The organism is Rhodanobacter sp. Root480, assembly GCF_001426645.1.
In the GTDB taxonomy this organism is placed as follows: Bacteria; Pseudomonadota; Gammaproteobacteria; order Xanthomonadales; family Rhodanobacteraceae; genus Rhodanobacter; species Rhodanobacter ginsenosidimutans.
On sequence record NZ_LMEX01000002.1, the window covers coordinates 1,279,539 to 1,301,503 of the forward strand.

Sequence of the window (21,965 nt, forward strand, 5' to 3'; positions counted from 1 at the left end):
CCGCGGCTACCGGGGGCTTGAGAATGGCCACGAGAACGATGTGGAGGCAGAAGAACGCCAGGGTAGTGAAAAGGCATGCGTCACTCACGAGACTATTCAAGTGTCTTGAGGCTCAAGTGAAGCTTCGGGCGGAGCGTATCCGCTAGTCCCTCTGGATGATTGTCAGACGCCAACGCTCTTGCCCAGCGCCGCCTCGATCACGCGCTCGGCGGGTGCCAGGTTGGTCACAAACTCGGGCGGGAGTCCATGGCGTTGGACGATGGCCGCGGTTGAGGTGAAGCACACGACAACCCGCCCCGGCACGGCCTCGCTGACAAGCACCTTGAGCGGCAGATCAACGCCCACTTGCGGATTGGCGAGCATGAGCGGTGTACCCGCCTGAGGGTTGCCGAAGATCACCAGAGTCGTCGGCGGCATTGCCAACCCGGCCGCACTGGCCTCAGCCTGCTGATCAATGACCGCGAAAACCTTGATGCTCTTCGCGGCAAACGCAGCAAGCAAACGCCGAACCGTGTCGGAGAAGGTGTACGGACTTTCGAGAGTGACAACGCTGGATGATGACATGGGTCTGTGGGTACCTAATGTTTGAATCAGGCCTGCCGCGAAATGGCATCGCCTTGAACGAATGGTCAGGCATCAGCGTGCTCTTCCGCGCGCAACGCGCAAAGCAGGGCGTAGCCCTCCGGCCATGGGCCAAACCCGCTGGACGCATTGATGTGCCCCGCACCTTGCAAAAGCACGAAGCGGCTGCGCCAGGCGTCGGCGTACTGGCGGGCTCGCGTCGGCTCTATATACCGATCATCGGCGCTTGCGACGATGATCGAGGGAAAAGGAAGCGGCAGCAGCGGGACGGGGCCGAAACCGACAGGGCCCGGCGGGTAATTGGCGCCGTCAGGATCACTCGGGGCTACAAGAAGAGCGCCACAGACTCGCTCCAACTGCGGCGATGACGCCGAGGCGGCCCAATGGGCCACCAATGCACAGGCTGAACTATGCGCAGCGAGAACGACCGGGCCATTGCGTTGCCCCACCACATGGTCGAGGCGGTCAACCCAATCCCGGCAACGAGGCGTCTCCCAGTCATTTTGGAGCACCCGCTCGCATGAAGAATCCTGACGCTCCCAATGGCTCTGCCAGTGGTCCGGGCCGGAGTTGCCAAGGCCTGGCAGGATAAGTACAGGATGCATGCTTCTCGCCTTTGATGATGTCGGGTTTGATGTTCGGCGCCGGAGTTGAGCACCGCCTTGCGCGAAATGTCAGGTTGCGCCTGCAGGCCAGCTCAGGAACTTGCCCGTGCCGGCGCCATCCCGGCGGCGTATGCGTGCGTCCTCAAGAGCATGCGTTGGAAAGAGCCGCGCATTGATGCCGCGCCGATCGCGTTTTGCGTCGCGAGGCACCCAGTGCGTGACGCAGCCGCAGGTACGGCACCGATGAAAATCGACATTATGCCCAGCCCACGCATAGGTGTCGGTCAGCGAGCTGTCCGGCACGGAGATGACGTCGCCAGCCGCGTAGTAGGACCAGAGCACGCCGTAACTGTGGCAGAGCGAGCAGTTGCATTCGGTCACTTCCGTCGGAAAGTGCGCAACGGCTATCTGGACGGCGCCGCAATGACAGGAGGCGATCATTTTCATGGGCATGATGACTGGTGGTTCGGGTGGTCAGATCGAGACGTGTAGTGGAGCAGGGCGCAGGGCAAGCCGCATCCACCGGGTGCTTTGCAGAACGAGGAGGCTCCGGCTCGAGCGCATTGTCAGTCCACGCTCGCGCGCACCTGAAAGACGTTGCCCTCCGGATCGCAGGCATTGCGAACCACAAAGCCGGGGCCTTGCCATTGCTCCGGAAACACGTTCCCGCCCAATGCTCGCGCTGATTCCTCAGCACCCGAAAGACTGGGGACGGTACAGAAGAACTTGATGGCGACATTGTCGCGCAGCCGCGGTGGGCGGGTGATTGCCACTTGCGACGCAATGTCCGCAGGCATCGCGTGAACGACGATCTGCAGATCCGGCGAGCAAAGCACGATCATCTGATCAGTGCGATGAGCGACTGTCATGCCCAGGACGGATTGGTAAAAGGCCGAAAGGCTTTCCGGATGCTTGGCGTAGATGAAAATGCCGGCGCGAGCGGGTAATGGCACGATGACTCCACGGTGCGAGTTCTATTGGTGGCAAAGGTCATGCAAGACCCAATCCCTGAATCAAGCCGCACCGCATGGCGGCGCCGGCCTGAATGAATGGTCAGCCCGGTCGCGGCGCGAACATGATGATCGACATGCCCAGCAGGCAGAACCCGACACCGATGAAGTCCGCGACGGAAGGTTTGACGGAATCCACGGCCCAGAGCCAGAGCAGCGCCACGCTGATGTACACGCCACCGTATGCCGCATACACGCGGCCGGCAGCTTGGGGATGGAGAGTGAGAAGCCACGCAAATGCGGCCAGACTCAGCGCGGCGGGCACAAGCAGCCACGCCGAGTGGCCCTGCTTCAGCCACAGATAGGGCAGATAGCAGCCGATGATCTCAGCCAACGCGGTGAGCGCGAACAGGCCCAAGGTTTTGGAAAGCTGGAAGAGCATCAGTATCTCGTTGGCATTCCCGGCGCTGGATCAAGCGGCGCCCGGCTTTTCGCGTGCGCCCTGCACAAACCGTCAGACCGTAGCCTCGAATGACGCATGGTACGCGACTGTGCCGGACGGCATGTGGCCGTTGAAGGCGACAGCCTGGAAATATTGTTGTGGAACGTCGGGGAGCACCAGCGACGAAGCCGCAAAACCAAAGCGCTGGTAATACCCCGGCTCCCCCAGCACGACACAGCCGGCCGCGCCCAACGCCCGCAGCCGCGCGAGCGAGCCCTGCATGAGCAACGTGCCGACACCACGACCCTGATGCTCCGGTAGAACGGAAATGGGTCCGAGGCCGTACCAGCCAGCTGACATACCCGTGATGGCGACAGGCGACACCGCCACATGGCCGATGATGACACCGCCGTCCTCTGCGACGAGGGCGACAGCGAGTTGCCCGGCGTCGCGCAGCGCACGAACGATAAATTGTTCCGTGTGGCTTGCATGTGCGGCATGACGAAATGCGGCAATGGTGACCGCGTCAATGGCGGCTGCGTCGGAAGGAAGCTCGTCCCGTAGTTTCACCATGCCTCACCTGCGGCCTGACGCCAGAATTGAGCCGCACCGCGAAACGGCTTCGGCTTGCATGGATTCAGCCGCGCTCGCGCCGGTAGTGCAAGGCGACCGCGCCGTTGCGGAGCGGCTTCGCGGAAACCAGATCGAGCCGTCGCGTGCCAGGCAGCCCACTCTGATACAGCGTCGGGCCGTGGCCCGCGATCCTGGGGTGGACGAGAAACACGTACTCGTCGATCAGATCCAGCCGGTCCAGCTCGGTCGCGAGCTTGCCGCTACCCAGAAGCACGCCGGCCGGCGTCGCATCCTTCAGTTTCTGCACCTCCGTGCGAAGGTCGCCGGCGATGCGGTGGGTATGGTTCCATCGAAAGTCATTTCGCGTCGACGACACCACGTACTTCGGCTTGGTCTCCAGCTTGACCGCCCACTCGCGGATCGCCGGCGCTGCCTCCACGTCGCCTCGGGCGACTGCCGGCCAGTAGCTCTCCATCATCTCGTAGGTAACGCGACCCCACAGCATCGCCCCGCCTTCATCCATGAGGCGGGTGAAGAAAGCATGTGTCTCGTCGTCCGCGATCCCTTCCTGGTGGTCGACGCAACCGTCGAGGGTGACGTTGATGCTGAAAGTCAAAAGCCCCATGGCCGTGAATTACTCATAGCGGGTGACGCTGGAGTTGAGTGGCGGCGAAGCCGTCCGCCCCGCACGAATTATCAGATGGCTCCCGACAAGCCCGGCTCTGCCAAACGTAGTTTTTCAGCTTCCTGGTATGCAGCGGAATAGGGAGCGGGTTGCTCGAAAACCAATGCTTTGTTGTCTTGCAGAAAGCTGACCATGCTACTCAAACCAAACATTTCCTGGCCATCTGTTGCCTGCAGCCCGTTGGGCTGGGCGTAACGCTCTGGTGCGATCTGGCGAGCCAACAGGCCAAGCTCATACGTTTCGCCGCATGCATCCCGGAGTGAGATGGACAGGCCGGAATAGTAAGGCTCACTTGCCACATGCAATGTGTGAGTGGCGCTGGAGAAAGTAGCGGCATAGTCCCGGTCCTCGATCAGCAGCAGCCCCAGGGAAGCGAGCTGCGGCTCAACCTTCTTCATGGCAACACCGGCAGCACCGATCATTGGGTGGTTCCCGTTGAATGACGAGAACGTGTAAACACCATCCAGCGTCCGAAATCAGCAGTGTGCACAGCGCATCCGCTGCATTGACTTGCTAGCTTGCCCGCTGGCCATTCTCGCCGCCATTCAGGGTGAGCGCAGACGGCCAGATGATGGCTTGCGCAACGATAACTCTCTCGCCATCGAAAGTTGCAGCAGGCGAACCGTAAAGCCGATAACCCAGCGCCAAAGCCTCGCTGACCCTGTGACAGAACCTGGCGTCATCCGGGCCGGTGAGGATGCGATAGATTGGCAACCCCTCGGGTGGTTGCTCCGTAACTTTCCGGGGCGGCATGTAGTTGACCTTGGCGGGTTGGACGGAATTTCTGGCAGGCTAACGTAGAGCTGAGTTGCGTACCAAGGCAGTCAAACCAAGCCGTCGTGGCGCATCAGCTTGAGCGCCGGGTCACGCCGCACTCGCCGGCCCTTGCAGCAGCGCCATTTGTACGCCCTCGTAAAACGTGTCGTCAAAGCGCAACGCGCACGGTGTTCGAGCTTCGATGCGAAACCCCACCTTCTCGTAGAGGCGGATCGCGGCCCGGTTGTCCGCGCGGGCCTCCAGCGTGACGCGAAAGATCCCCTTCTGTTCGGCATGCGTCAGCGTTGCCCGGAGCAGGCGTTCGCCGATGCCGCGGCCGCGATACTCCGCGCGAACCCCCATGCCAAGGCTGCCGACATGGGCGATGGCGTAAGCCCAGTGGGAGAACACATCGCACCATCCGATGACCATGCCGTTCTCGACGGCGACATACTGCGCGGCATCGGTGGCTACCGACTCGGCGACAAACTGTTCGATCTGCTCGATGGGCAAAGCCTCGACCTGGGCAAGAAATCGGCGCTCCCGAGCGACCGAATCCAGGCATTCTCGATAGCTATGTGCGTCGGCGAACTGAATTTTGCGGACTTCCAACGTCATGGCAAAAGTGGTGACTACGGTTCCCGGATGGTAGCGAGGTGAGGGCTGCGGCAACCGACAAGGCCGGGCAAAAGCTCCGCATCCCAAGCGCGACGAAGTGTTTTCCTCAGACGCCTGACGCCTGAATCAAGCCGGCCCGCCAAGCGGAATCAGCTTGAATGACTTGCCAGACCGCAAACGAGCGCATGCGGCGCGCAGGCAGAGCGAGCCAACAAGAAACAAAGCCAGTACAAGGAGTCTTACTTTTCATCAGACGATTCTTCAGCGGGCACGGCAATCGATTTGCGCTTATGAGCGTCAATCATGACGCCCAGGAAAAAGCCGAAGATCATTCCAAGCGCCAGCTTGCCGAGAAGTATTCCGATAAACGTTCCGAGGATCGTTCCCACAACAATCCAGTGGCCGGGTCTATAGGGCTTTTTAGTTGGTTGCATGGGGGTTTCCTTATCTGCGGTCCAACGCTGGAGTTAAGCGGCGCGCGGCTTTTCGCGCGTCCGCTTGGACGAGTTGTTAGGCTCCAACCCGGAGCCCATGATGGAGCCAAAGAGCACTAGCATGCCGGCGAGGCCGACAAACCAGATAGGCGTAGCCCAGTAAATACGTGCGGGCAGGATAACAAACGCGAGAAGGGTGGCCGCCGCTCCTGCGGCCAGGCAACCGACCAAAAGTCGTTGGCGCCAACGCGCTAGCAAAAAGAAACGTGGGCCGAGATAAATACGAATTGATGCCCCCAGCAGCCCGGCCAAACCACTGAAGCCGAGCAAGAAAGATGTCGGGGGACCCAAGAGTGCCAGTAGCGAAAGTGGTGCAAGCATGAGCCAAGCAAACAACAGAACGGCCACGAGGCAGCCATGGGCGATTCCGCGATCTACCAAACTGGCCATTTTTCTGAGCATTAATGTCTAACGCTTGAGTTAAGCGGCGGCGAAGCCGTCCGCCTTGGACGAACTGTTAGGGCGATGGTTTGTCGTAGTTGATCCAAACGCGATAAATCGTGACGCCTTTGACCGTGTAGCTGTCGAAGGAGCTGAATATGAAGCGGTCCTTGCTCTGCGATAAAGGAGCCATCTGAACCTTCGTACCATTGCTGACAAGTGCTTCTGCTTGATTGGCCAGTGCTCGGGCGTTCTCGCCTCTAAGCCCGGGAGTCTCCAACGCGCCGTGAAGCTTGGCGAGGCAATTATATGTGGAAAGCCAATTGTTTGTGGCTTCGTTAAGGCCCGTGCCCTCATACGTGACCACGACGATTCGCAAGAGATGGCCACCCCGGAGGTAGAACTGAACATTCTGCTTTTGGTCGCAAAGTGTTGCGTTGTATGTCTCGAGGTCGCCGTTCTTGAAGGTGCGATAAGGCCCATGGCTTGACACCGCACGAATCTCGGCAGCCGTCATCCCAAAATGCCACGGTCCAAAGCCGCTCGCGGATGCAGTAGATGCAATACTGGTCAGCGCGAAAAATATCAGAAGCCGCATTCTTGAGTCCTAACGCTGGAGTTAAGCGGCGGCGTAGCCGTTCGCCTTGAACGAGTTGTTAGGCGCCACTCTAGGTGAACGGTTTGATCATGTTGAAGCTTGAAACTTTGTACCCCACCGACTCGTACAAGGTCTGCGCAGCGGGGTTGGGGGCGAAGACTTGGAGCGCCATGCCGGAGAGTCCGCGCTGCCGAGCAAACTGCTCGACAAAGCCAAGCGCTTCGCGAGCGTGACCTTGGCGTTGCGACTTGGGATGGACCTTCAGTTGGATGACGAATGCCGCCTTGGTCGTTCCACTTGGCATCACGGCGACCCAGACGTAGCCAACCGGTTCTTGCTCGACTGTGGCGAAGATCTCGAATATGTACTGATCTGGGGTTTCAAGCCCCCGTGAAAGCATGTTCTCCGTTTCGCTCCTTGAAAGGCCAAGCGCTTCTTCGGCCCGCCAGCGGCCGACCGCAATGTTTTCTTCGGCATAGAATGCGACAGCCTCTTCGAAGAAGGCCGGGTATGCTTCGGTACGCATTGGGGCAAGAGTTGTCATGCGGATGGTCTCTGATGCCTAACGCTGGAGTTAAGCGGCGCGCGGCTTTTTTCGCGCGTCCGCTTGGACGAATTGTTAGGCCTTGCGCCAATAGCGAGAGCCCCGGAGAACCACCCAAGAACAAAGCCAAGCCAAGCCAGTAAGAACAAACAATGTCACGAATAGAGCAGCAAGGAACCACTCTACCAAACCATCTGCTGGCGTGTCGTGGTCAGTGTGGGATGCGACCAGCCCTAACAGCGCTAGCATGCCAACACTGAAGTTGAGCCAGAACCCCCTCCACGATCGGTGCGCCGTGAACACTGCGATGCAGAAGTAGACGACGAACACTGATATGACGATGGCAATGACGACGGTAATCACTGAGGCCTAACGCCCGAAATCAGCGGCGCGCGTAGCGCGTCCGCTGGATTGAGTTGTTAGGGTGCACTTATTCGAGCGTAAAAGACACATCAACGGATACCGCCCATACGACAACTTTATTCATGTAGCACGATCCATAAATTTTGTAGATCTTTGGAAACGCGCCAATTTTTGCATCTCCAACGGTTACCTCATAGCACGACGGTAGCTTTAGCTTTGTTGCTGGACAGTCGATTTCACGAGCGGCGTCAATGTTGCCCAACCGAAGCCACTTGAGGTCTATGCGATTTTTGCTGCAACTGCCCGTGCAACTGTAGCTGAAATGTTGTTGAGCGTACGGCCCCTTACCAGTGATTGCGTCAACGTACCACGCGATTTCGAGCGCCGCTTGGCCGCTTGGGGCTGGAAAGTAGTTCTTGGTTGATTTCACTGCGCTGCAGAGCTGTCCGTATTCGTCGTACGTCCAGCTACCGGGTGCCCGATAAATATTTCCAGCTACGCCAAATCGTCTTTGTGACGACAGACGTTCAACATTGCCTTTTTCATCAAAGCCAACAGTGACCCAGTCCGAACCGCACAGGCCAAACTGTGAACCCGTAACGATTGCGTGGCTGTAGAACCGAATTGGTTCGAGGATGCCCGGGAAGCGAGGCCGATCAATACCGATCATGATCGCACCAGACTTGCCGAGTAGCAGATGAGCGAGCTCCGTGAGCGGCATGGTGCGTGCGACTTTCGCTGTCATCTGTGCGGTGCACACGGACGGAAGCGAAACCGAAACAAATAGAAGAAATAGTGCCAGTTTCTTCATCGCTGCTTGTGCACCCTAACGCTGGAGTTAAGCGGCGCGCGGCTTTTCGCGCGTCCGCTTGGACGAGTTGTTAGGCCTGCCAGTCTTGAGCCACGCTAATGCGCGATAAGCGGCGAATACACCCACAGCGCATATGAAGAGGCTTGGAATAACGGGACCAAGGACTTGGCAGCCGCCTTGCAAGATTACGCCAACCCACCTCGATCTAACCGAAGGTCCCTGGGAAAAAACAGCGCAGTCGTGGCCCAGGAGGGCTGTAGCTGCGTAGTACATGCAAGCACTTGCACTCAAAAGTAGCAGAGTACATGCAACTACAGGGCGAACCTTTGTCTTGATGGGAAGCCAACGCTGCAAGACGCTTTCTCGCTTTGGGCCGTAGAACAGGTAGATAAGGTAATAACAAGAGATCGCTATTGCATCGGCTAACCCATAGCCGACTCCGAAGCCAGAAAGGCTCTGGGCCAGCACCAATAGCGCCGCCAGCGGAGCAAGTAGAAAGGCGATCAACCAGCCTGTGGGTTTCATGTAGGCCTAACGCTGGAGTTAAGCGGCGGCGAAGCCGTCCGCCTTGAACGAGTTGTTAGAGCGCAAGTCCTGGATGAGTCTAGCCATTGTTGCGCCGCTGCTTGGAGTGAAGTGATACGTGACGCCATAGCGCAGGACTCCAAGCCGTCGCACGATGAATTGTGCAGTCTTGATGTATGACTCAATTTCGACGGGCGCGATGCTGGCTTTGCTGAAGGAGTCTTCGATAGCGCGTTTGCCTGTGCGATGAGCAAAGATCTCATTGCGAAGCATCGACAGCTTCACCCACACGGGTTTCAGCTCCGAGATTTTTGATTCAAGTTCGCGGTACGAAGTGTCCGACAATGATTCTTTGAAACGAGATAACAGCGATCCGAAGTTGAGCGTGTCCTTGCGCCTCTCGTTGAGGAAACAAAGACAGTTGACGCTATTTGCTAGCAATGAATGCTCGATCCATACAAACAGACCAGGGTAGGTGCTGTTGAACATGTTAACGGTCTCGTTGTCGCCATGGGACTGCTGGCAAGCTTGCCAAATACCAAAGGTCTCCGTGGCGTCCTCAAGGACACCGAAGAACGTTTCTAGCTCCTTTTGCAATTCCTGAGAATCTTTCATTGCGCTCTAACGCTTGAGTTGAGCGGCGGCGCAGCCGTCCGCCTCGAACGAGTGGTTAGGCATCGGACACGCCCTATTTATGCATGTCATAGACTTCGTCCTCTACGAGCATCTTGAAGTCGTAGAAGGTGTGGCCGCCAGAGGATACTTGCTTTGCGATATAATTGCCGTTGGCGCATAGGCATACTGATAGCCGTATTCTGCGCACGTGAGGCTTGTACCGTCTCTGAACACAATGACCCTGTCGAAGTCACAACCCTCGAAGTCGTCTCCGTTTTTCCCGCTTTGGCCGCCGTCGCGATACCCATCTATGGTCTTGCTTGCGATTATTGTGTAACCGACAAGACCCTCCAGGTTATCGCTCGATACAGCGTGTGCAGGCACGGTAATGAGAAGACCCAGTGCGACTGCAATTAGATACTTCATGCTACCCCCTTAGCGCCTAACGCTGGAGTTAAGCGGCGGCGAAGCCGTCCGCCTTGAACGACCTGTTAGGCCGCAAACTACCACGGCCAGCCATATCTCTTCTTGCGTAACTCATGAACTGGCCTGTCGTCTTTGACATCGTACCTGCGGTACCCCGTGCCGTACATGCCCCAATGGCCAAGGATAAAGGCAAACGAAAGTGCGAGCACAGCACCAACAACGCCGATGGCTGAGATAGATGCGCGAAACATGGAGTAAACAAGCGCACCGGCTGCTGCAAGGCAAATCGCTGCTGCACCAAAACAAACAATGCGACGAATGATGAGCCAAGCAAACGCCGCAAAACGCTCGGTAGTACTGGGAGCAGAGCGACGCCTAGATTGAAAATAGATGCTGATGGCAACAAGTGCCGCAGGGAATAGGAATGGAAGGAGCTCTCTCATACGGCCTAACGCTTGAGTTAAGCGGCGGCGCAGCCGTCCGCCTTGAACGAAATGTTAGACGCCTGCGCTGCGGCGCTGAACGAGCGCACTTGCGAACGCACATACCAAACCGAACACGACTACGTAAGCGGAGCCTAAAATGGCGGCCGAGCGCATCGCGGGGTCGACTGCGACGAAGCTCGCGTAGCCCAAACCAGTGACAACCTTTGTATTGGCAGCTATCCATGCCGCCTGTTGTGCGACCGGCACGGCTTTTAGACCGGCCGCAGCGGCAGTAGGAATAAACGCGTAACTGCCCAGAAAGAATAGAAAAGCGAGTAGCGCAGCCAGTGTGGTCAAGAGGGATACCGCAGCGCTCCTAAGCAAAATACGCATCATGCCAAGCCCCCACATCCTGGTGTCTAACGCTGGAATTAAGCGGCGGCGGAGCCGTCCGCTTGAACGACTGGTTAGGTGCCTCGCGGCACCAGTGGAACCAGAAACGCATGAATGGCAAACATGGCACCAACGCCAACCAGTACGACGAGAGCAGCTTGCCAGGAATAGCCGAAATGTCGTGCCGCTGGGATGCTGGCAAGAAAAGGTATGACCGCAAGCATGGCGAGCCAAGAGACAGAGACACGCTTACCACAGTGCGCACAAGACGTTGATAGCGCTGGGCCTAGGAACGATTTCCTAGCTTGTGACATTGCGGGTTGGTGGCAGTGAGGGCACTGAAGCATTTGTTTAACACCTAACGCTGAAGTTGAGCGGCGGCGTAGCCGTCCGCCTCGAACGAAATGTTAGACCGGAACCGGGCCATGGAAGTGCTATCCACTACACATTAGCGCGACCCGCCGCTACGGCGCGACCCGCCAAGACGCCGACTGACAAAACGCCCGACTGCGCGAACGCTCAACAAGTACACGACCACCGCGAGGAAAAACCAAACGCCTCCACCAAGAGAGACCTTTAGCTGGAAATAGAAGGCGCTGAAAACGATAACGCCAGCAAGGTAGAGGAGAAATTCCATATCTGCTGCTTGCGGCCTAACGCTTGAGTTGAGCGGCGGCGGAGCCGTCCGCCTCGGACGAGTGGTTAGACAGCAGGCCGCTGACAGTTGGTGCTTTGGAAGGAACTGCATGTGTTTGTGCATTGACAACACAGAGGCCAGAAACAAGCACAACCACGCCAGCAGCCACGAATGCGAGTATGGACGCCCACATGAAGCCGGTGCTCCAATGGCAAATGCATGGCTCTCTCAGTGTCCGACCAAAAATAGCACATTGTTTTCTGTTCTCTGGCTTCTTTGCGTACTCCATCGAGCAAAGACGACGGAACCGGTTGTGGATGACGGCGGTCATCAAGCCCAATTGAAAAAGGAAAGTAGCGAAGATTATGGCCGCTGAAAGGGATGAGAAGCCTGGCTTGCCAATGATGCTGGAAAGAAATGCGAGAAGTGCAACTGCGCCGCCGCCGTTAATGAGGAGTAAGCCACGAACTGTCTCCGAGTCAATTGCGGCCCGCGTTTCCCGTCCGTCTGCCATAAGTTTTTTTCCACTGCTGTCTAACGCTAAGTAGATTTCAAAGTGCAGTCTAATCCTGCAGCCTAATCCCTGCATCCCGAGGCTTGCCAGGGCCGGCAGCCTACACGAATCAATGGGTTGCGCTTCTTGGGCCCGCCTAATCTGGCAACCTAATCTCGCCGTCTATTGCAGACAGGGGACACGGATGACTTCCTTTGGCGACGCGGGGAAACGGACGGATGGGGCAGCGGCGGCATCGTCGCCGAAGCTGCTCGACCAGGTGCGCGACCGGATGCGGCGGCTGGGCATGTCCAGGCGCAGTGAGGACGCTTATGTCGGCTGGATTCGCCGTTTTATCCTGGCCAACGACAAGCGCCACCCGGCCGGACTCGGTGCGCCGGAGATCGAGCGTTTCCTCACCGCGCTGGCGGTGCATGCCCATGTCGCTGCGGCTACGCAGAACCAGGCCTTGTCGGCGCTGCTGTTCCTTTACAAACAGGTGTTGGGCATCGAGCTGCCGTGGCTGGACGGGATCGAGCGGGCGAGGCGGCCGCAGCGTCTGCCGGTGGTGCTGACCCGACCGGAGGTGACGGCGCTGCTGGGCGAATTGACGGGCCTGCCGTGGTTGATGGGGAGCCTGTTGTACGGCACCGGGATGCGGTTGATGGAGTGCATGCGCGTGCGCGTGAAGGACGTGGATTTCGAACGTCACGAAATTCTGGTGCGCCAGGGCAAGGGGGCGAAAGATCGTCGCACCATGCTGCCACGTACGCTGGCCGAGCCATTGCGGGCGCAGCTGGCGGAGGCGCAGCGAATCCACCAGCGGGATCTGGCGGCCGGCTTCGGCCGGGCCTGGATGCCTGACGCGCTGGCGCGCAAGTTTCCTGGCGCTGCGGCGGAGTGGGGCTGGCAGTACGTGTTTCCCGCGGCGGCGCGCAGCGTGGACCCGCGCGACGGCGCGGAGCGTCGCCATCACGTGGACGAGTCGCGGCTGCAGCGCGCGGTTAAGTCGGCGCGGGAGCGCGCGGGCATCGTCAAACCCGCCACATGCCACACGTTGCGCCATTCGTTTGCCACGCATCTGCTGGAGGCTGGCCAAGACATCCGCACGATCCAGGAACTGCTGGGCCACAAGGACGTGGCGACCACGCAGATCTATACGCACGTGCTCAATCGGGGCGGGCAGGGAGTGGTGAGTCCGCTGGATCGTTGAGCGGATTGGCTGGGGTGAGGGTGGGGTGGGACTGTTCGCGCTGTCGGGCCCTCACCCCAACCCCTCTCCCCGAGGGGAGAGGGGCTATTCGGGCATGGGGTGGGGGTGTGCGTGCTGTCGGGCCCTCTCCCCCAACCGCTCTCCCCCGGGGAGGAGACGGCTATTCGGGTGGCGAGTCAGTGGGGGCGGGGGTGGTTGATCAAGACGTGATGGTCCGCGCCATCGTCTTTCAGCGGGATATGGGCGTCGGGTCGCGCGATGCCGTCGAGGTGGACGGTGGCGGGGCTGTCGGGCGGAACCAGGCGCAGTTCGATCCGGTACGTGGTGTCGCCGTGGCGATAGGTCATCGAGAAGCCTTCCCACTCCGGCGGCAGCACGGGCGCGAAGCGGAGGTGGCCGGCTTCCAGTTTCAGGCCCAGCAACGACTCCACCATCAGGCGATACATCCAGCCCGCCGATCCGGTGTACCAGCTCCAGCCGCCGCGGCCGGTGTGGGGTTGGACGGCGTAGACGTCGGCGCAGATGACGTAGGGCTCGACCTTGTAGACGTCCATCTCGGTGGCGTCGTTGGTGTGGCTGAGCGGGTTGATCATGCGCAGCAGTTCCCACGCGCGGGCGTGGTCGCCGCGTTCGGCGAAGGCCATGGTGGTCCAGATGGCGGCGTGGGTGTATTGGCCGCCGTTTTCGCGCACGCCGGGCACGTAGCCCTTGATGTAGCCGGGGTCATGCGGGGATTTGTCGAAGGGCGGGTCCAGCAGCTGGATCAGGCCGGCGTCGCGGCGCACCAGATGGCGGTCGAGTGATGCCATCGCCTGTGCCTGGCGTTCCGGCGTGGCCACGCCGGACAGCACCGACCAGCTCTGGGCGATGGCGTCGATGCGGCACTCCATGTTTTCGCTGGAACCCAGCGGCGTGCCGTCGTCGAAGTAGGCGCGGCGGAACCACTCACCGTCCCAGCCGTGCCGTTCCAGTGCGGCGGTGAGTTTTTGCACTTCGTCATGGCAGCGTTTGGCGAAGGCTTCGTCGCCGCGCAGCTGTGCCACTTCGGCGAAGCGGTTCATCACTTCGCAGCTGAAGAAGCCCAGCCACACGCTTTCGCCGCGGCCTTTTTCGCCGACGCGGTTCATGCCGTCGTTCCAGTCGCCGCCGCCAATCAGAGGCAGGCCGTGCACGCCGCGGCGCAGGCTGTGCTCGATCGCGCGCACGCCGTGCTGGTACAGCGTTTCGATGAGGCCCGAGGGTTGCGGCAGGTCGTAATAGGATTCCTCGTCGGGATGCAGCGCGCGTCCTTCGATATAGCCCACGCGCTCGTCCAGTACCGCGGTGTCGGCGGTGGCCAGCACATAGCGGCTGATGGCCAGCGGCAGCCACAGGTAGTCGTCCGAACAGGTGGTGCGCACACCGCGGTCGAGCGGGGGATGCCACCAGTGCTGCACGTCGCCCTCGGGGAACTGGTGCGCGGCGCACAGCAGCAGCTGGGCGCGGGATAGCTCGGGCGCCGCATGCAGCATCGCCATCGAATCCTGCAGCTGGTCGCGGAAGCCGAACGCGCCGCCAGATTGGTAATAGCCGCTGCGTGCCCAGAAGCGGCAGGCGATGGTCTGGTACATCAGCCAGCCGTTGGCCAGCATGTCCAGCGCGGGTTCGGGCGTGCTGATCTGCACCGCGCCCAGCGTGCGTTGCCAGTGCGCGCGCACCTGGGCCAGCGCGTCGGCGGCGGCGCTGGTGCCGCGGAAGCGTTGCACCAGGGCGCGGGCATCGGCGCTGTCGCGGCCCAGGCCCAGCCGGAACACGATCTCGCGCTGCTCCCCCTGTTCCAGCGGCACGGTCATCTGCAGGGCGCCGCAGGGGTCCATGCCGGCGCCGAGGCGGCCGGAGAGATGCGCGCGCTCCAGCGCCGCCGGCGCCTGCATGCTGCCGTTGCGGCCCAGGAACTCGGTGCGGTCGCCGCCCACGCGGCGGTCGGGGTCGTCGACGTCGAAGAACGCCACGCGGTCGGGGAATTCGCCGTTGTAGGCGTTGCGCGCGAACAACGCGCCGGTGGCGGGGTCCGCTTCGGTGACCACGTGCATCGAGGTTTTCTCGCGCAGGTCGCCGAGCAGCCATTCGACGTAGCCGACGATGTTGAGCCGGCGCGGGCGGTCGGAGTCGTTGCGCAGTTTCAGTACCGAGAATTTCACCGAGGCATCCAGCGCTACGTACATCCACAGCTCGCCGTGGATGCCGTCCTCGGTGTGCTCGAACACGCTGTAGCCGAAGCCGTGGCGGGTGACGTACTCGCCCTCGCCGCGATGCGGCAGCGGGGTGGGCGACCAGTGCTGGCCGGTGTCCTCGTCGCGCAGGTAGATGGCTTCGCCGCTGCTGTCGCTGACCGGGTCGTTGTGCCACGGCGTGAGCCGGAATTCGTGCGCGTTCTCGCCCCAGGTATAGGCTCCGCCGCTTTCGGACACCACGGTGCCGAAATGCGGGTTGGCCAGCACGTTGGACCACGGTGCCGGGGTAGCGTCGCCGGGGCGCAGCACGATCACGTACTCGCTGCCGTCCGCGCTGAAACCGCCGTGCGGGCTGGGCAATTGCAGCGTGCGCGGCTCGGGCGTGGCCGTGATGGTTTCGGTGGGGGCGGCGGCGCGGCGGGTGCGGTCGGGTTCGAAGCGCGGGGCGTGGGTTTCCACGCGGCGGCGGCTGATCTGCTCGGCCAGGCTGCCGCGGGTGTCGCCCAGGATGATGCGGGCGCTGGCCTGCACCACCATCCGATCCTCGCTGGACAATTGCTGCGACGGCCGCACGAAGATGCCACCGGGGCGATCGAGCAGGCTCGCTTCGCTGCCCGACGCGATCAGGCCCATGATCTGGTCCTGCAGCTCCTGCCGGTAGCCGGCGCGGTCCTCGTTCCAGATCACCAGGTCCACTGTCAGGCCTTTCAGCCGCCAGTACGCGTGGGCCTGCACCAGTTGGCGCACCAGCTCGATCCGCGCCGGGTCGGAAATCTGCAGCAGCACGATCGGCAGGTCGCCGGAAATCGATTGCCCCCACAGCCCCGACTGGCCGCGCCGGTTGCCGCGCAACACGGCCGGGTCAGCGCGCAACTGCGTGTTCGGGTAGATGATCGCGGTGGCCATGTGTTCGTACAGCTGCGCATCGGCCAGGCTGGCGTTGAGCTGGCGCAGCAGCACCTGGCTGTGCGTCCAGGCCAGGTCGAACACGCGGTCGGCCAGGTGGCGGTCGCGGTATTTGCCGATCAGCTGCAGGCAGCCGTCGCGGCTGTCGGCCATGCCGGTGACCAGGTCGATGGTGGCCGACTGTTCGGGCTCCAGCGTGATGCGACAGCGGATCGCCACGATTGGATCGAGTACCGAGCCCTCGCTGTTGGACAGCCGGGCCTGCTCCAGATCCAGCACCTGCGGTTGCGCGGTGCTGCGGCCGCGGCCGATGAAGCGGGCGCGATCGGTCTCGTAGGAAATCTGGTCAATGTGCGCGTTGTGCACGGCCAGCAGGTGGCACATCCACGGCACCGCCTCACCTTGCGAACGCGGCCGGCGGCTGCACACGATGGCCTGCAGCTCGGGCAGCAGCTCGGTCTGCACGAACAGGTTGCTGAAGGCCGGGTGCGCGGCGTCGGTGATCGGCGGCGCCAGCACCACTTCGGCGTAGCTGGTCAGCTCGATCGTGCGGCGGCCACGGCCGCGGTTGGTGATGCGGGTGCGGCGCAGTTCGATGTCGTCTTCGGGCGAAACCACGATCTCGGTATGGGCGTGGAAATCCTTCTCGCGCACGCGGAACTCGGCCCGCGCGTCGGAGAAGATCGCCTCGAACAGTTCGGTCTTCTTCAGCGTGGGCTGGTAGGTGGTGGCCCAGTACTCGCCGCTGGCCACGTCGCGCAGGTAGCAGAACATGCCGTAGTGGTCGCGCGTGATGTCCTCGCGCCAGCGCGTCAGCGCCAGCTCGCCACGGCGGCTGTAACCGCCGCCGGCGCTGCTCACCATCACGTGGTAGCGGCCGTTGGACAGCAGCTGCACGGCGGGGCGCGGGCGGTCGGGGTCGGTGAAGATGCGCAGCCGCGACTCGGCCATGCGTGGTGTGCCGTCGAATTCGGGGAAGCCCGACGCATGCAGGTATTCGGCTGCGGTGCGCGGGATGCGCTCCTGCAGCAGCAGGCTGGTGGCCTGGAACGGCGGGTACGACTCGAACCGCCGCTGCATCGGCTGGCCCAGCAGCGCGTGCGCCAGCGCCAGCAGGCTCATGCCCTGGTGATGCGCCATGAACGACTGCACCAGCGCCGAACCTTGCCCCACCGGCAGCCGCGCCGGGGTGTAGTCGATCGCCTCGTACAGGCCAAAGCGCCCCAGCGCGCCGGCTTCCGTCGCCAGCCGTTGCAGGTTGGCGGTGGCGGCGGCGGGCCGCACCATCATTGCCAGCGCGGTGGCGTAGGGCGCGATCACCACGTCCTCGCCCAGCCCGCGCTTCAGGCCCAGGCCGGGCACGCCGAACGCGCGGTACTGATAATTGAACTGCGCGTCGCGGGTGTTGTAACCGGATTCGGAAACGCCCCACGGGATATTCAGCTGGTTGCCGTATTCGATCTGCCGGCCCACGGCCGCGCGGCAGGTCTGGTCCAGCAGGGTGTTCTCGTAGCTGGGCATCACCAGCATCGGCATCAGGTACTCGAACATCGAGCCGGTCCACGACAACAGCACCGGCTCGCCCGCGCTGGTGGTCAGCAACCGGCCCAGTGCGAACCAGTTTTCCTGCGGCAGCTGGCCCTGGGCGATGGCCACGAAACTGGCCAGCCGCGCCTCGGAGGCCAGCAGGTCGTAATAGCCTTCGTCGCGGCGGCGTTCGTCCACGTTGTAGCCGATCGCCAGCAGGTCGCGGCCGGCGTCGTACAGGAAGTGGTAATCGACCACGGCCATCTCGCCGGCCTGGTCGGCCAGTTGCTCCAGCAGGGCGATGCGCTCGCGCGCGCGTTCGCGGATCGCCTCGGCGCCGGCCTCGCAGGGCCAGCACAGCGGCTCGATACGACCCAACTGGGCCAGGGTGGGAATGCCGCTGAAATTGATCTTCTCGTCGGCCGGGGGATCGAGCTGGAAGGCCTGCACGTCGTCGTACAGCTCGTGGCATTGCTGCACCAGCGCAGCGCTCCAGAATGCCACCTCGTTGTCCGGTTCCTGCGGCAATTCCAGCGCCAGTGCGTTGGCGTGGTCGCACAGGCGTTGCAGCAGCGCGACGGCCTCGCCGAGCGTGGCCGGTGGCGTTTCCACCGCGGCATCCAGCGCGCGCCGCATCGGTTGCAGCACGGTCGGGCGCACGCTGCCCAGCGCGTCGCGCAACACCGCCACGGTATCGCGCAGGCCGTGCAGCAGGCGCGGGTGGAACAGCGGCTCGTCGACCAGCGCCAGCAGGCCTGGCTGCAGCGTCAACAGGTGGCCGGCGAGGTTGCCGCTGTCCACCGTGGAGACGTACAGCGGCTGCAGCGGCTGCAGGGTCTGCGTGTCGTACCAGTTGTAGAAGTGCCCGCGGTGACGTGTCAGCGCGCGCATCGTGGCCAGCGTGTGGCGGGTGCGGTCGAGCAGCCGGCCCATGCTGAGGAAACCGAAATCGTAGGCCGCCAGGTTCGCCAGCAGCGCCATGCCGATATTGGTGGGCGAGGTGCGGTGGGCGACCACCGGCTCCGGGTCTTCCTGCATGTTGTCCGGCGGCAGCCAGTGCTCGGCCGGGCCCACGTGGGTATCGAAATAGGCCCAGGTGCGCCGCGCCAGCGAGCGCAGGAAGCGCTGCTGGCTGCCGCTGGGCGCAAACGCGCTGGCGCGTCGTGGCTGGCTGATCCACCAGGCGAAACCTGGCGAGCACAGCCACAGCAGCAGCAATGGCTCGGCCAGCAACAACACCATCGGCCGGTGCAGCGCCAGCACCACGGTGAGCACCAGCGCCAGCAATGGCCCGATCCACATCAGCCGCCACAGCGCGCCCGGCGCGTTGCTGCTGGTGCGCTCGGCATCGCTGGAGGTCTGCCATTGCAGCAAATGGCGACCGCTGAAACCCATGCGCCACAGCGTGCGCACGATGGCGTCGAGGCTGTACAAGGTTTCGTGCGGCAGCCACGCCAGCCCCAGCAGCATGCGCGCCAGGTGTTGCGCGGCCGAGCGGAAGGCCGCGCGCAGATGCTGATCCAGTTGCACCTCGGCCGGCTTCTGCACCAGGTCCAGCAGCGCCGCCAGCATCGGCGGCAGCACCACCATCGCCAGCACCGCCAGCATCCACGACAGCGGCGGCGACAACATCAGCCAGCCCACCGCCAGCAACACCACCAGCGACGGCGGCACCAGGCTGCGGCGCAGGTTGTCCAGGATTTTCCAGCGCGACAACGCGGTCAGCGCATTGCGGCGCCAGCCGTCGTGCGCGGTCGGCGCCCACGGCAGCAGCCAGGGCAGCAGTTGCCAGTCGCCGCGGATCCAGCGGTGGCGACGCTTGACGTCGGCGCTGTAGCGGGCGGGGTATTCCTCGTACACCTGCACGTCGCTGAGCAGGCCCGAGCGCGCGTGGCAGCCTTCCACCAGGTCGTGGCTGAGGATGCGGTTTTCCGGGAAGCGGCCGTCCAGCGTCAGCTCGAACGCATCGATGTTGTAGATGCCCTTGCCGATGAACGAGCCTTCCTGGAACACATCCTGATAGACGTCCGAAACCATCCGCGTATACGGGTCGATGCCGGCGTCGCTGCCGTACAACTGCGCGTAGCGCGAGCGCGCGGTGCTGGGCAGGCTGATGCCCACCCGCGGCTGCAGGATCGAGTAGCCGGCCACCACGCGCCGCTGCGCCGGGTCGTACACGGCGCGATTCAGCGGGTGATCCAGCGTGCCCACCATCTCCTGCGCGGAGTCGCGCGGCAGCTGGGTATCGGTATCCAGCGTGATGACGTAGTGCACCGTGCCCAGCGTGTCGATGTCGCCCACGATCAACTGGAAGCGGTCGTGGCCGTTGCCGCGCAGCAGGGCATTCATGTCCGCCAGCTTGCCGCGCTTGCGTTCGTGGCCCATCCAGCATTGCTCGGCATCGTTCCAGCGGCGCGGGCGATGGAACAGGAAAAAGCGGTCGCTGTCGGTGGTGGCGTAGCGCTCGTTGAGCGCCTCGATGCGCCGCTGCGCCAGCGCCAGCAGCGCAGCGTCGCCGGGCAGGGTTTCGCTGGCCGCGTCGGTGAAATCGGTGAGCAGCGCGAAGTGAAGATTCGGATCGCGGTTGCCCAGGAAACGCACCTCCAGCGTCTCCACCAGATCCTCGATGTCCTGCGCGTTGGCGAACAGGCTGGGCACCGCCACCAGCGTGCGCGCGCTGGCCGGGATGCCGGCCGAATAATCCATCCGCGGCAGCCGCTGCGGTTCCACCATCAGCGTGGCCAGCCAGTTGAGCAGGCTCATGCCCAGCTGGCTGGCCACGATGGCGGCGGGGATGGCGATGGCGATGATCCCCCACAGCGGCAGGCCGTCATGGAACGCGGTGAGCACCAGCGGTCGCGCGAACAGGAACGTCAGCAGCGCCAGCAGGCCCAGGTGCACCGGTAGTGGCGTGCGGTCGAACTGGCGACGCAGCGCCTCGCCCAGCAGCGGGCGCACGCCCAGGCGTTGCTCCAGCGTGCGGCGACCCTCGTCGATCAGGTAGAAACCCACATGCTGTTGCAGCGCGGGCGGTTCCGCACGGCCACACAATTCCAGCGCCGCGTCGGCCACCTGTTGCTCGGTCAGGTGGTGGTTGCGCGCCATCGACTCGACCACGTGGCGATAGTGGTCGCGGGTGGCGAAATCCATGGTCGGGTAGATGCCGGCCGGCTCCTTGCGCAGGCGTTGTTCGACCAGGCTGGTGTGCTCCACGAAATCGCGCCAGTCGATCGCCGACAGCGCGCGCAGGCTGCCGATGCTGTTGCTGATCGACACCTGGTGCGCGGCCTGCTGCTGCGCCTCCAGTTGCACCAGGTGCTCGATGCTCTGGCCCGATTCGGACAACCGCTGTTCGATCCAGCTCAGCGGCAGGGCCAGCGCGGGGCTCTGGCCTTGCAGCCGGCGCGTCATCTCGGCCACGAACGAGCTGGCCATGGCCGGGTCCGAGCGCGCCATGTCGGCCACCACCAGCACCACGTTCTTGGGGTCGCTTTCGGCGCTGGCGGTGAGCGCGTCGGCCCAGCCCACGGCTTCGCTGCGGTGGCGCCAGTCGGCCATCACGCGGGCCGCCACGCGGCGCAGGTTCTCGATCAGCGCCAGCCGCAGCATGATCGGGATCGCCCACAACTCGCCCAGCTTCAGCGGCGTGATCGTCTGGTAGGCCATCACGAAGCGGCTGAGGCTGGCGATGTCCACCCGGCCATCACCGTGCGAGATGATCTCCAGCGCAATGTCGTACACGCGTGGCAGCGTGATCGACGGCCCCTGGCTCAGCCGCGGCAGTTCGCGGCTGTAGCCCTTGGGCAGGTGGCGCCGGGCGAGGCGGATCTGCTCCTCGATCAGGTACAGGTTGTCCAGCAGCCATTCGCCCGCCGGCGTGACCCGGCTGCGCTTGCGCGTGGCCGCGGTGAGGCGTTCGCAAGTGTGCAGCAGCACCGCTTCGTTGTCGGCCAGGCGCGCCAGCAGCAGGTCGGCGTTGGAGCGCTCGCTGATCTTGTGCTGCGCGGCCAGCACCGCGCCGTGGCGCTCCATCTGTTCGGCGCTGAACAGCTCCGAGCGCAGTGCCGGCTCCTGCTCCGGCCGCGCATGCGCCGCGACGCGGCGGCGGCGGAACGCGCGCAGGCGACGCAACTTCAACAGATCGAGCAGGCTTGCGATTTTCAATTCCGGTTTCCTTGGGCGCTGGCCAC

At 62.7% G+C, this 21,965-nt stretch carries 20 protein-coding genes; 1 reads left to right on the forward strand and 19 read right to left on the reverse strand.

Annotation, left to right across the window (positions count from 1 at the left end; all coding sequences use genetic code 11):
• Positions 1–162: 162 nt before the first annotated feature.
• The 18 genes from ASD22_RS12590 to ASD22_RS16785 all read right to left on the reverse strand — a co-directional run bounded on the left by ASD22_RS12590 (position 163) and on the right by ASD22_RS16785 (position 11,937).
• Positions 163–564: a DUF302 domain-containing protein gene (locus ASD22_RS12590; protein WP_056083782.1), complete on the reverse strand. Its 402-nt coding sequence runs from the start codon at positions 562–564 to the stop codon at positions 163–165.
• 65 nt (positions 565–629) lie between these two features.
• Positions 630–1,187, reverse strand: a complete 558-nt coding sequence (locus ASD22_RS16450) for an alpha/beta hydrolase (RefSeq protein WP_082520248.1) — start codon at positions 1,185–1,187, stop codon at positions 630–632.
• 69 nt (positions 1,188–1,256) lie between these two features.
• On the reverse strand, positions 1,257–1,634 hold the full coding sequence (locus ASD22_RS16770; protein WP_156459008.1) for a GFA family protein: 378 nt from the start codon (positions 1,632–1,634) through the stop codon (positions 1,257–1,259).
• Between the two features lie 119 nt (positions 1,635–1,753).
• The gene (locus ASD22_RS12600) at positions 1,754–2,140 is read right to left on the reverse strand and encodes a VOC family protein (protein WP_056083789.1); all 387 of its coding nucleotides are present in this window, start codon (positions 2,138–2,140) and stop codon (positions 1,754–1,756) included.
• Between the two features lie 100 nt (positions 2,141–2,240).
• Positions 2,241–2,579, reverse strand: a complete 339-nt coding sequence (locus ASD22_RS12605) for a YnfA family protein (RefSeq protein ID WP_056083793.1) — start codon at positions 2,577–2,579, stop codon at positions 2,241–2,243.
• Between the two features lie 72 nt (positions 2,580–2,651).
• Complete coding sequence (locus ASD22_RS12610) at positions 2,652–3,152, reverse strand: N-acetyltransferase (protein ID WP_056083795.1); 501 nt, start codon at positions 3,150–3,152, stop codon at positions 2,652–2,654.
• 64 nt (positions 3,153–3,216) lie between these two features.
• Positions 3,217–3,777, reverse strand: a complete 561-nt coding sequence (locus ASD22_RS12615) for a dihydrofolate reductase family protein (protein WP_056083798.1) — start codon at positions 3,775–3,777, stop codon at positions 3,217–3,219.
• Between the two features lie 71 nt (positions 3,778–3,848).
• Positions 3,849–4,259, reverse strand: a complete 411-nt coding sequence (locus tag ASD22_RS12620) for a hypothetical protein (protein WP_056083801.1) — start codon at positions 4,257–4,259, stop codon at positions 3,849–3,851.
• Between the two features lie 91 nt (positions 4,260–4,350).
• Positions 4,351–4,590: a DUF1737 domain-containing protein gene (locus tag ASD22_RS16455; protein WP_082520249.1), complete on the reverse strand. Its 240-nt coding sequence runs from the start codon at positions 4,588–4,590 to the stop codon at positions 4,351–4,353.
• A gap of 111 nt (positions 4,591–4,701) precedes the next feature.
• Positions 4,702–5,211, reverse strand: coding sequence for a GNAT family N-acetyltransferase (locus tag ASD22_RS12625; protein ID WP_056083804.1), 510 nt, complete (start codon positions 5,209–5,211; stop codon positions 4,702–4,704).
• Between the two features lie 239 nt (positions 5,212–5,450).
• The gene (locus ASD22_RS16775) at positions 5,451–5,645 is read right to left on the reverse strand and encodes a hypothetical protein (protein WP_156459009.1); all 195 of its coding nucleotides are present in this window, start codon (positions 5,643–5,645) and stop codon (positions 5,451–5,453) included.
• A gap of 33 nt (positions 5,646–5,678) precedes the next feature.
• Positions 5,679–6,095, reverse strand: coding sequence for a hypothetical protein (locus ASD22_RS12630; protein ID WP_156459010.1), 417 nt, complete (start codon positions 6,093–6,095; stop codon positions 5,679–5,681).
• A 67-nt stretch (positions 6,096–6,162) separates the two neighbouring features.
• Positions 6,163–6,684: a hypothetical protein gene (locus ASD22_RS12635; RefSeq protein WP_156458394.1), complete on the reverse strand. Its 522-nt coding sequence runs from the start codon at positions 6,682–6,684 to the stop codon at positions 6,163–6,165.
• A 70-nt stretch (positions 6,685–6,754) separates the two neighbouring features.
• Entirely contained in the window at positions 6,755–7,228 is a 474-nt protein-coding gene (locus tag ASD22_RS12640) for a GNAT family N-acetyltransferase (RefSeq protein ID WP_082520250.1), read from the reverse strand.
• A 430-nt stretch (positions 7,229–7,658) separates the two neighbouring features.
• Positions 7,659–8,402: a hypothetical protein gene (locus tag ASD22_RS16780; RefSeq protein WP_156459011.1), complete on the reverse strand. Its 744-nt coding sequence runs from the start codon at positions 8,400–8,402 to the stop codon at positions 7,659–7,661.
• A 543-nt stretch (positions 8,403–8,945) separates the two neighbouring features.
• The gene (locus ASD22_RS12650; protein WP_056083820.1) at positions 8,946–9,542 is read right to left on the reverse strand and encodes a hypothetical protein; all 597 of its coding nucleotides are present in this window, start codon (positions 9,540–9,542) and stop codon (positions 8,946–8,948) included.
• Positions 9,543–10,465: 923 nt separating this feature from the next.
• On the reverse strand, positions 10,466–10,789 hold the full coding sequence (locus ASD22_RS12655) for a hypothetical protein (RefSeq protein WP_156459012.1): 324 nt from the start codon (positions 10,787–10,789) through the stop codon (positions 10,466–10,468).
• Between the two features lie 650 nt (positions 10,790–11,439).
• Positions 11,440–11,937 carry a hypothetical protein gene (locus ASD22_RS16785; protein WP_156459013.1) on the reverse strand — a complete coding sequence of 166 codons (498 nt, stop codon included), beginning with the start codon at positions 11,935–11,937 and terminating at the stop codon, positions 11,440–11,442.
• A gap of 184 nt (positions 11,938–12,121) precedes the next feature.
• On the opposite strand from ASD22_RS16785, the gene ASD22_RS12660 reads away from it, so the two are divergent.
• Positions 12,122–13,129, forward strand: a complete 1,008-nt coding sequence (locus ASD22_RS12660) for an integron integrase (RefSeq protein ID WP_056083827.1) — start codon at positions 12,122–12,124, stop codon at positions 13,127–13,129.
• Positions 13,130–13,305: 176 nt separating this feature from the next.
• Here the strand turns inward: ASD22_RS12660 and ASD22_RS12665 are convergent, their stop codons facing one another.
• Complete coding sequence (locus tag ASD22_RS12665) at positions 13,306–21,939, reverse strand: glucoamylase family protein (protein ID WP_056083832.1); 8,634 nt, start codon at positions 21,937–21,939, stop codon at positions 13,306–13,308.
• Between the last annotated feature and the right edge of the window lie 26 nt (positions 21,940–21,965).

Bases quoted from the DNA above. Each gene is read 5' to 3' on its own strand.
- ASD22_RS12650 (WP_056083820.1), bottom strand. From the start codon at position 9,542: ATGAAAGATTCTCAGGAATTGCAAAAGGAGCTAGAAACGTTCTTCGGT.
- ASD22_RS12630 (WP_156459010.1), bottom strand. From the start codon at position 6,095: ATGGCCAGTTTGGTAGATCGCGGAATCGCCCATGGCTGCCTCGTGGCC.
- ASD22_RS16780 (WP_156459011.1), bottom strand. From the start codon at position 8,402: ATGAAGAAACTGGCACTATTTCTTCTATTTGTTTCGGTTTCGCTTCCG.
- ASD22_RS12615 (WP_056083798.1), bottom strand. From the start codon at position 3,777: ATGGGGCTTTTGACTTTCAGCATCAACGTCACCCTCGACGGTTGCGTC.
- ASD22_RS16775 (WP_156459009.1), bottom strand. From the start codon at position 5,645: ATGCAACCAACTAAAAAGCCCTATAGACCCGGCCACTGGATTGTTGTG.
- ASD22_RS16450 (WP_082520248.1), bottom strand. From the start codon at position 1,187: ATGCATCCTGTACTTATCCTGCCAGGCCTTGGCAACTCCGGCCCGGAC.
- ASD22_RS12610 (WP_056083795.1), bottom strand. From the start codon at position 3,152: ATGGTGAAACTACGGGACGAGCTTCCTTCCGACGCAGCCGCCATTGAC.
- ASD22_RS12620 (WP_056083801.1), bottom strand. From the start codon at position 4,259: ATGATCGGTGCTGCCGGTGTTGCCATGAAGAAGGTTGAGCCGCAGCTC.
- ASD22_RS16770 (WP_156459008.1), bottom strand. From the start codon at position 1,634: ATGAAAATGATCGCCTCCTGTCATTGCGGCGCCGTCCAGATAGCCGTT.
- ASD22_RS12605 (WP_056083793.1), bottom strand. From the start codon at position 2,579: ATGCTCTTCCAGCTTTCCAAAACCTTGGGCCTGTTCGCGCTCACCGCG.
- ASD22_RS16785 (WP_156459013.1), bottom strand. From the start codon at position 11,937: ATGGCAGACGGACGGGAAACGCGGGCCGCAATTGACTCGGAGACAGTT.
- ASD22_RS16455 (WP_082520249.1), bottom strand. From the start codon at position 4,590: ATGCCGCCCCGGAAAGTTACGGAGCAACCACCCGAGGGGTTGCCAATC.
- ASD22_RS12590 (WP_056083782.1), bottom strand. From the start codon at position 564: ATGTCATCATCCAGCGTTGTCACTCTCGAAAGTCCGTACACCTTCTCC.
- ASD22_RS12625 (WP_056083804.1), bottom strand. From the start codon at position 5,211: ATGACGTTGGAAGTCCGCAAAATTCAGTTCGCCGACGCACATAGCTAT.
- ASD22_RS12635 (WP_156458394.1), bottom strand. From the start codon at position 6,684: ATGCGGCTTCTGATATTTTTCGCGCTGACCAGTATTGCATCTACTGCA.
- ASD22_RS12640 (WP_082520250.1), bottom strand. From the start codon at position 7,228: ATGACAACTCTTGCCCCAATGCGTACCGAAGCATACCCGGCCTTCTTC.
- ASD22_RS12660 (WP_056083827.1), top strand. From the start codon at position 12,122: ATGACTTCCTTTGGCGACGCGGGGAAACGGACGGATGGGGCAGCGGCG.
- ASD22_RS12655 (WP_156459012.1), bottom strand. From the start codon at position 10,789: ATGATGCGTATTTTGCTTAGGAGCGCTGCGGTATCCCTCTTGACCACA.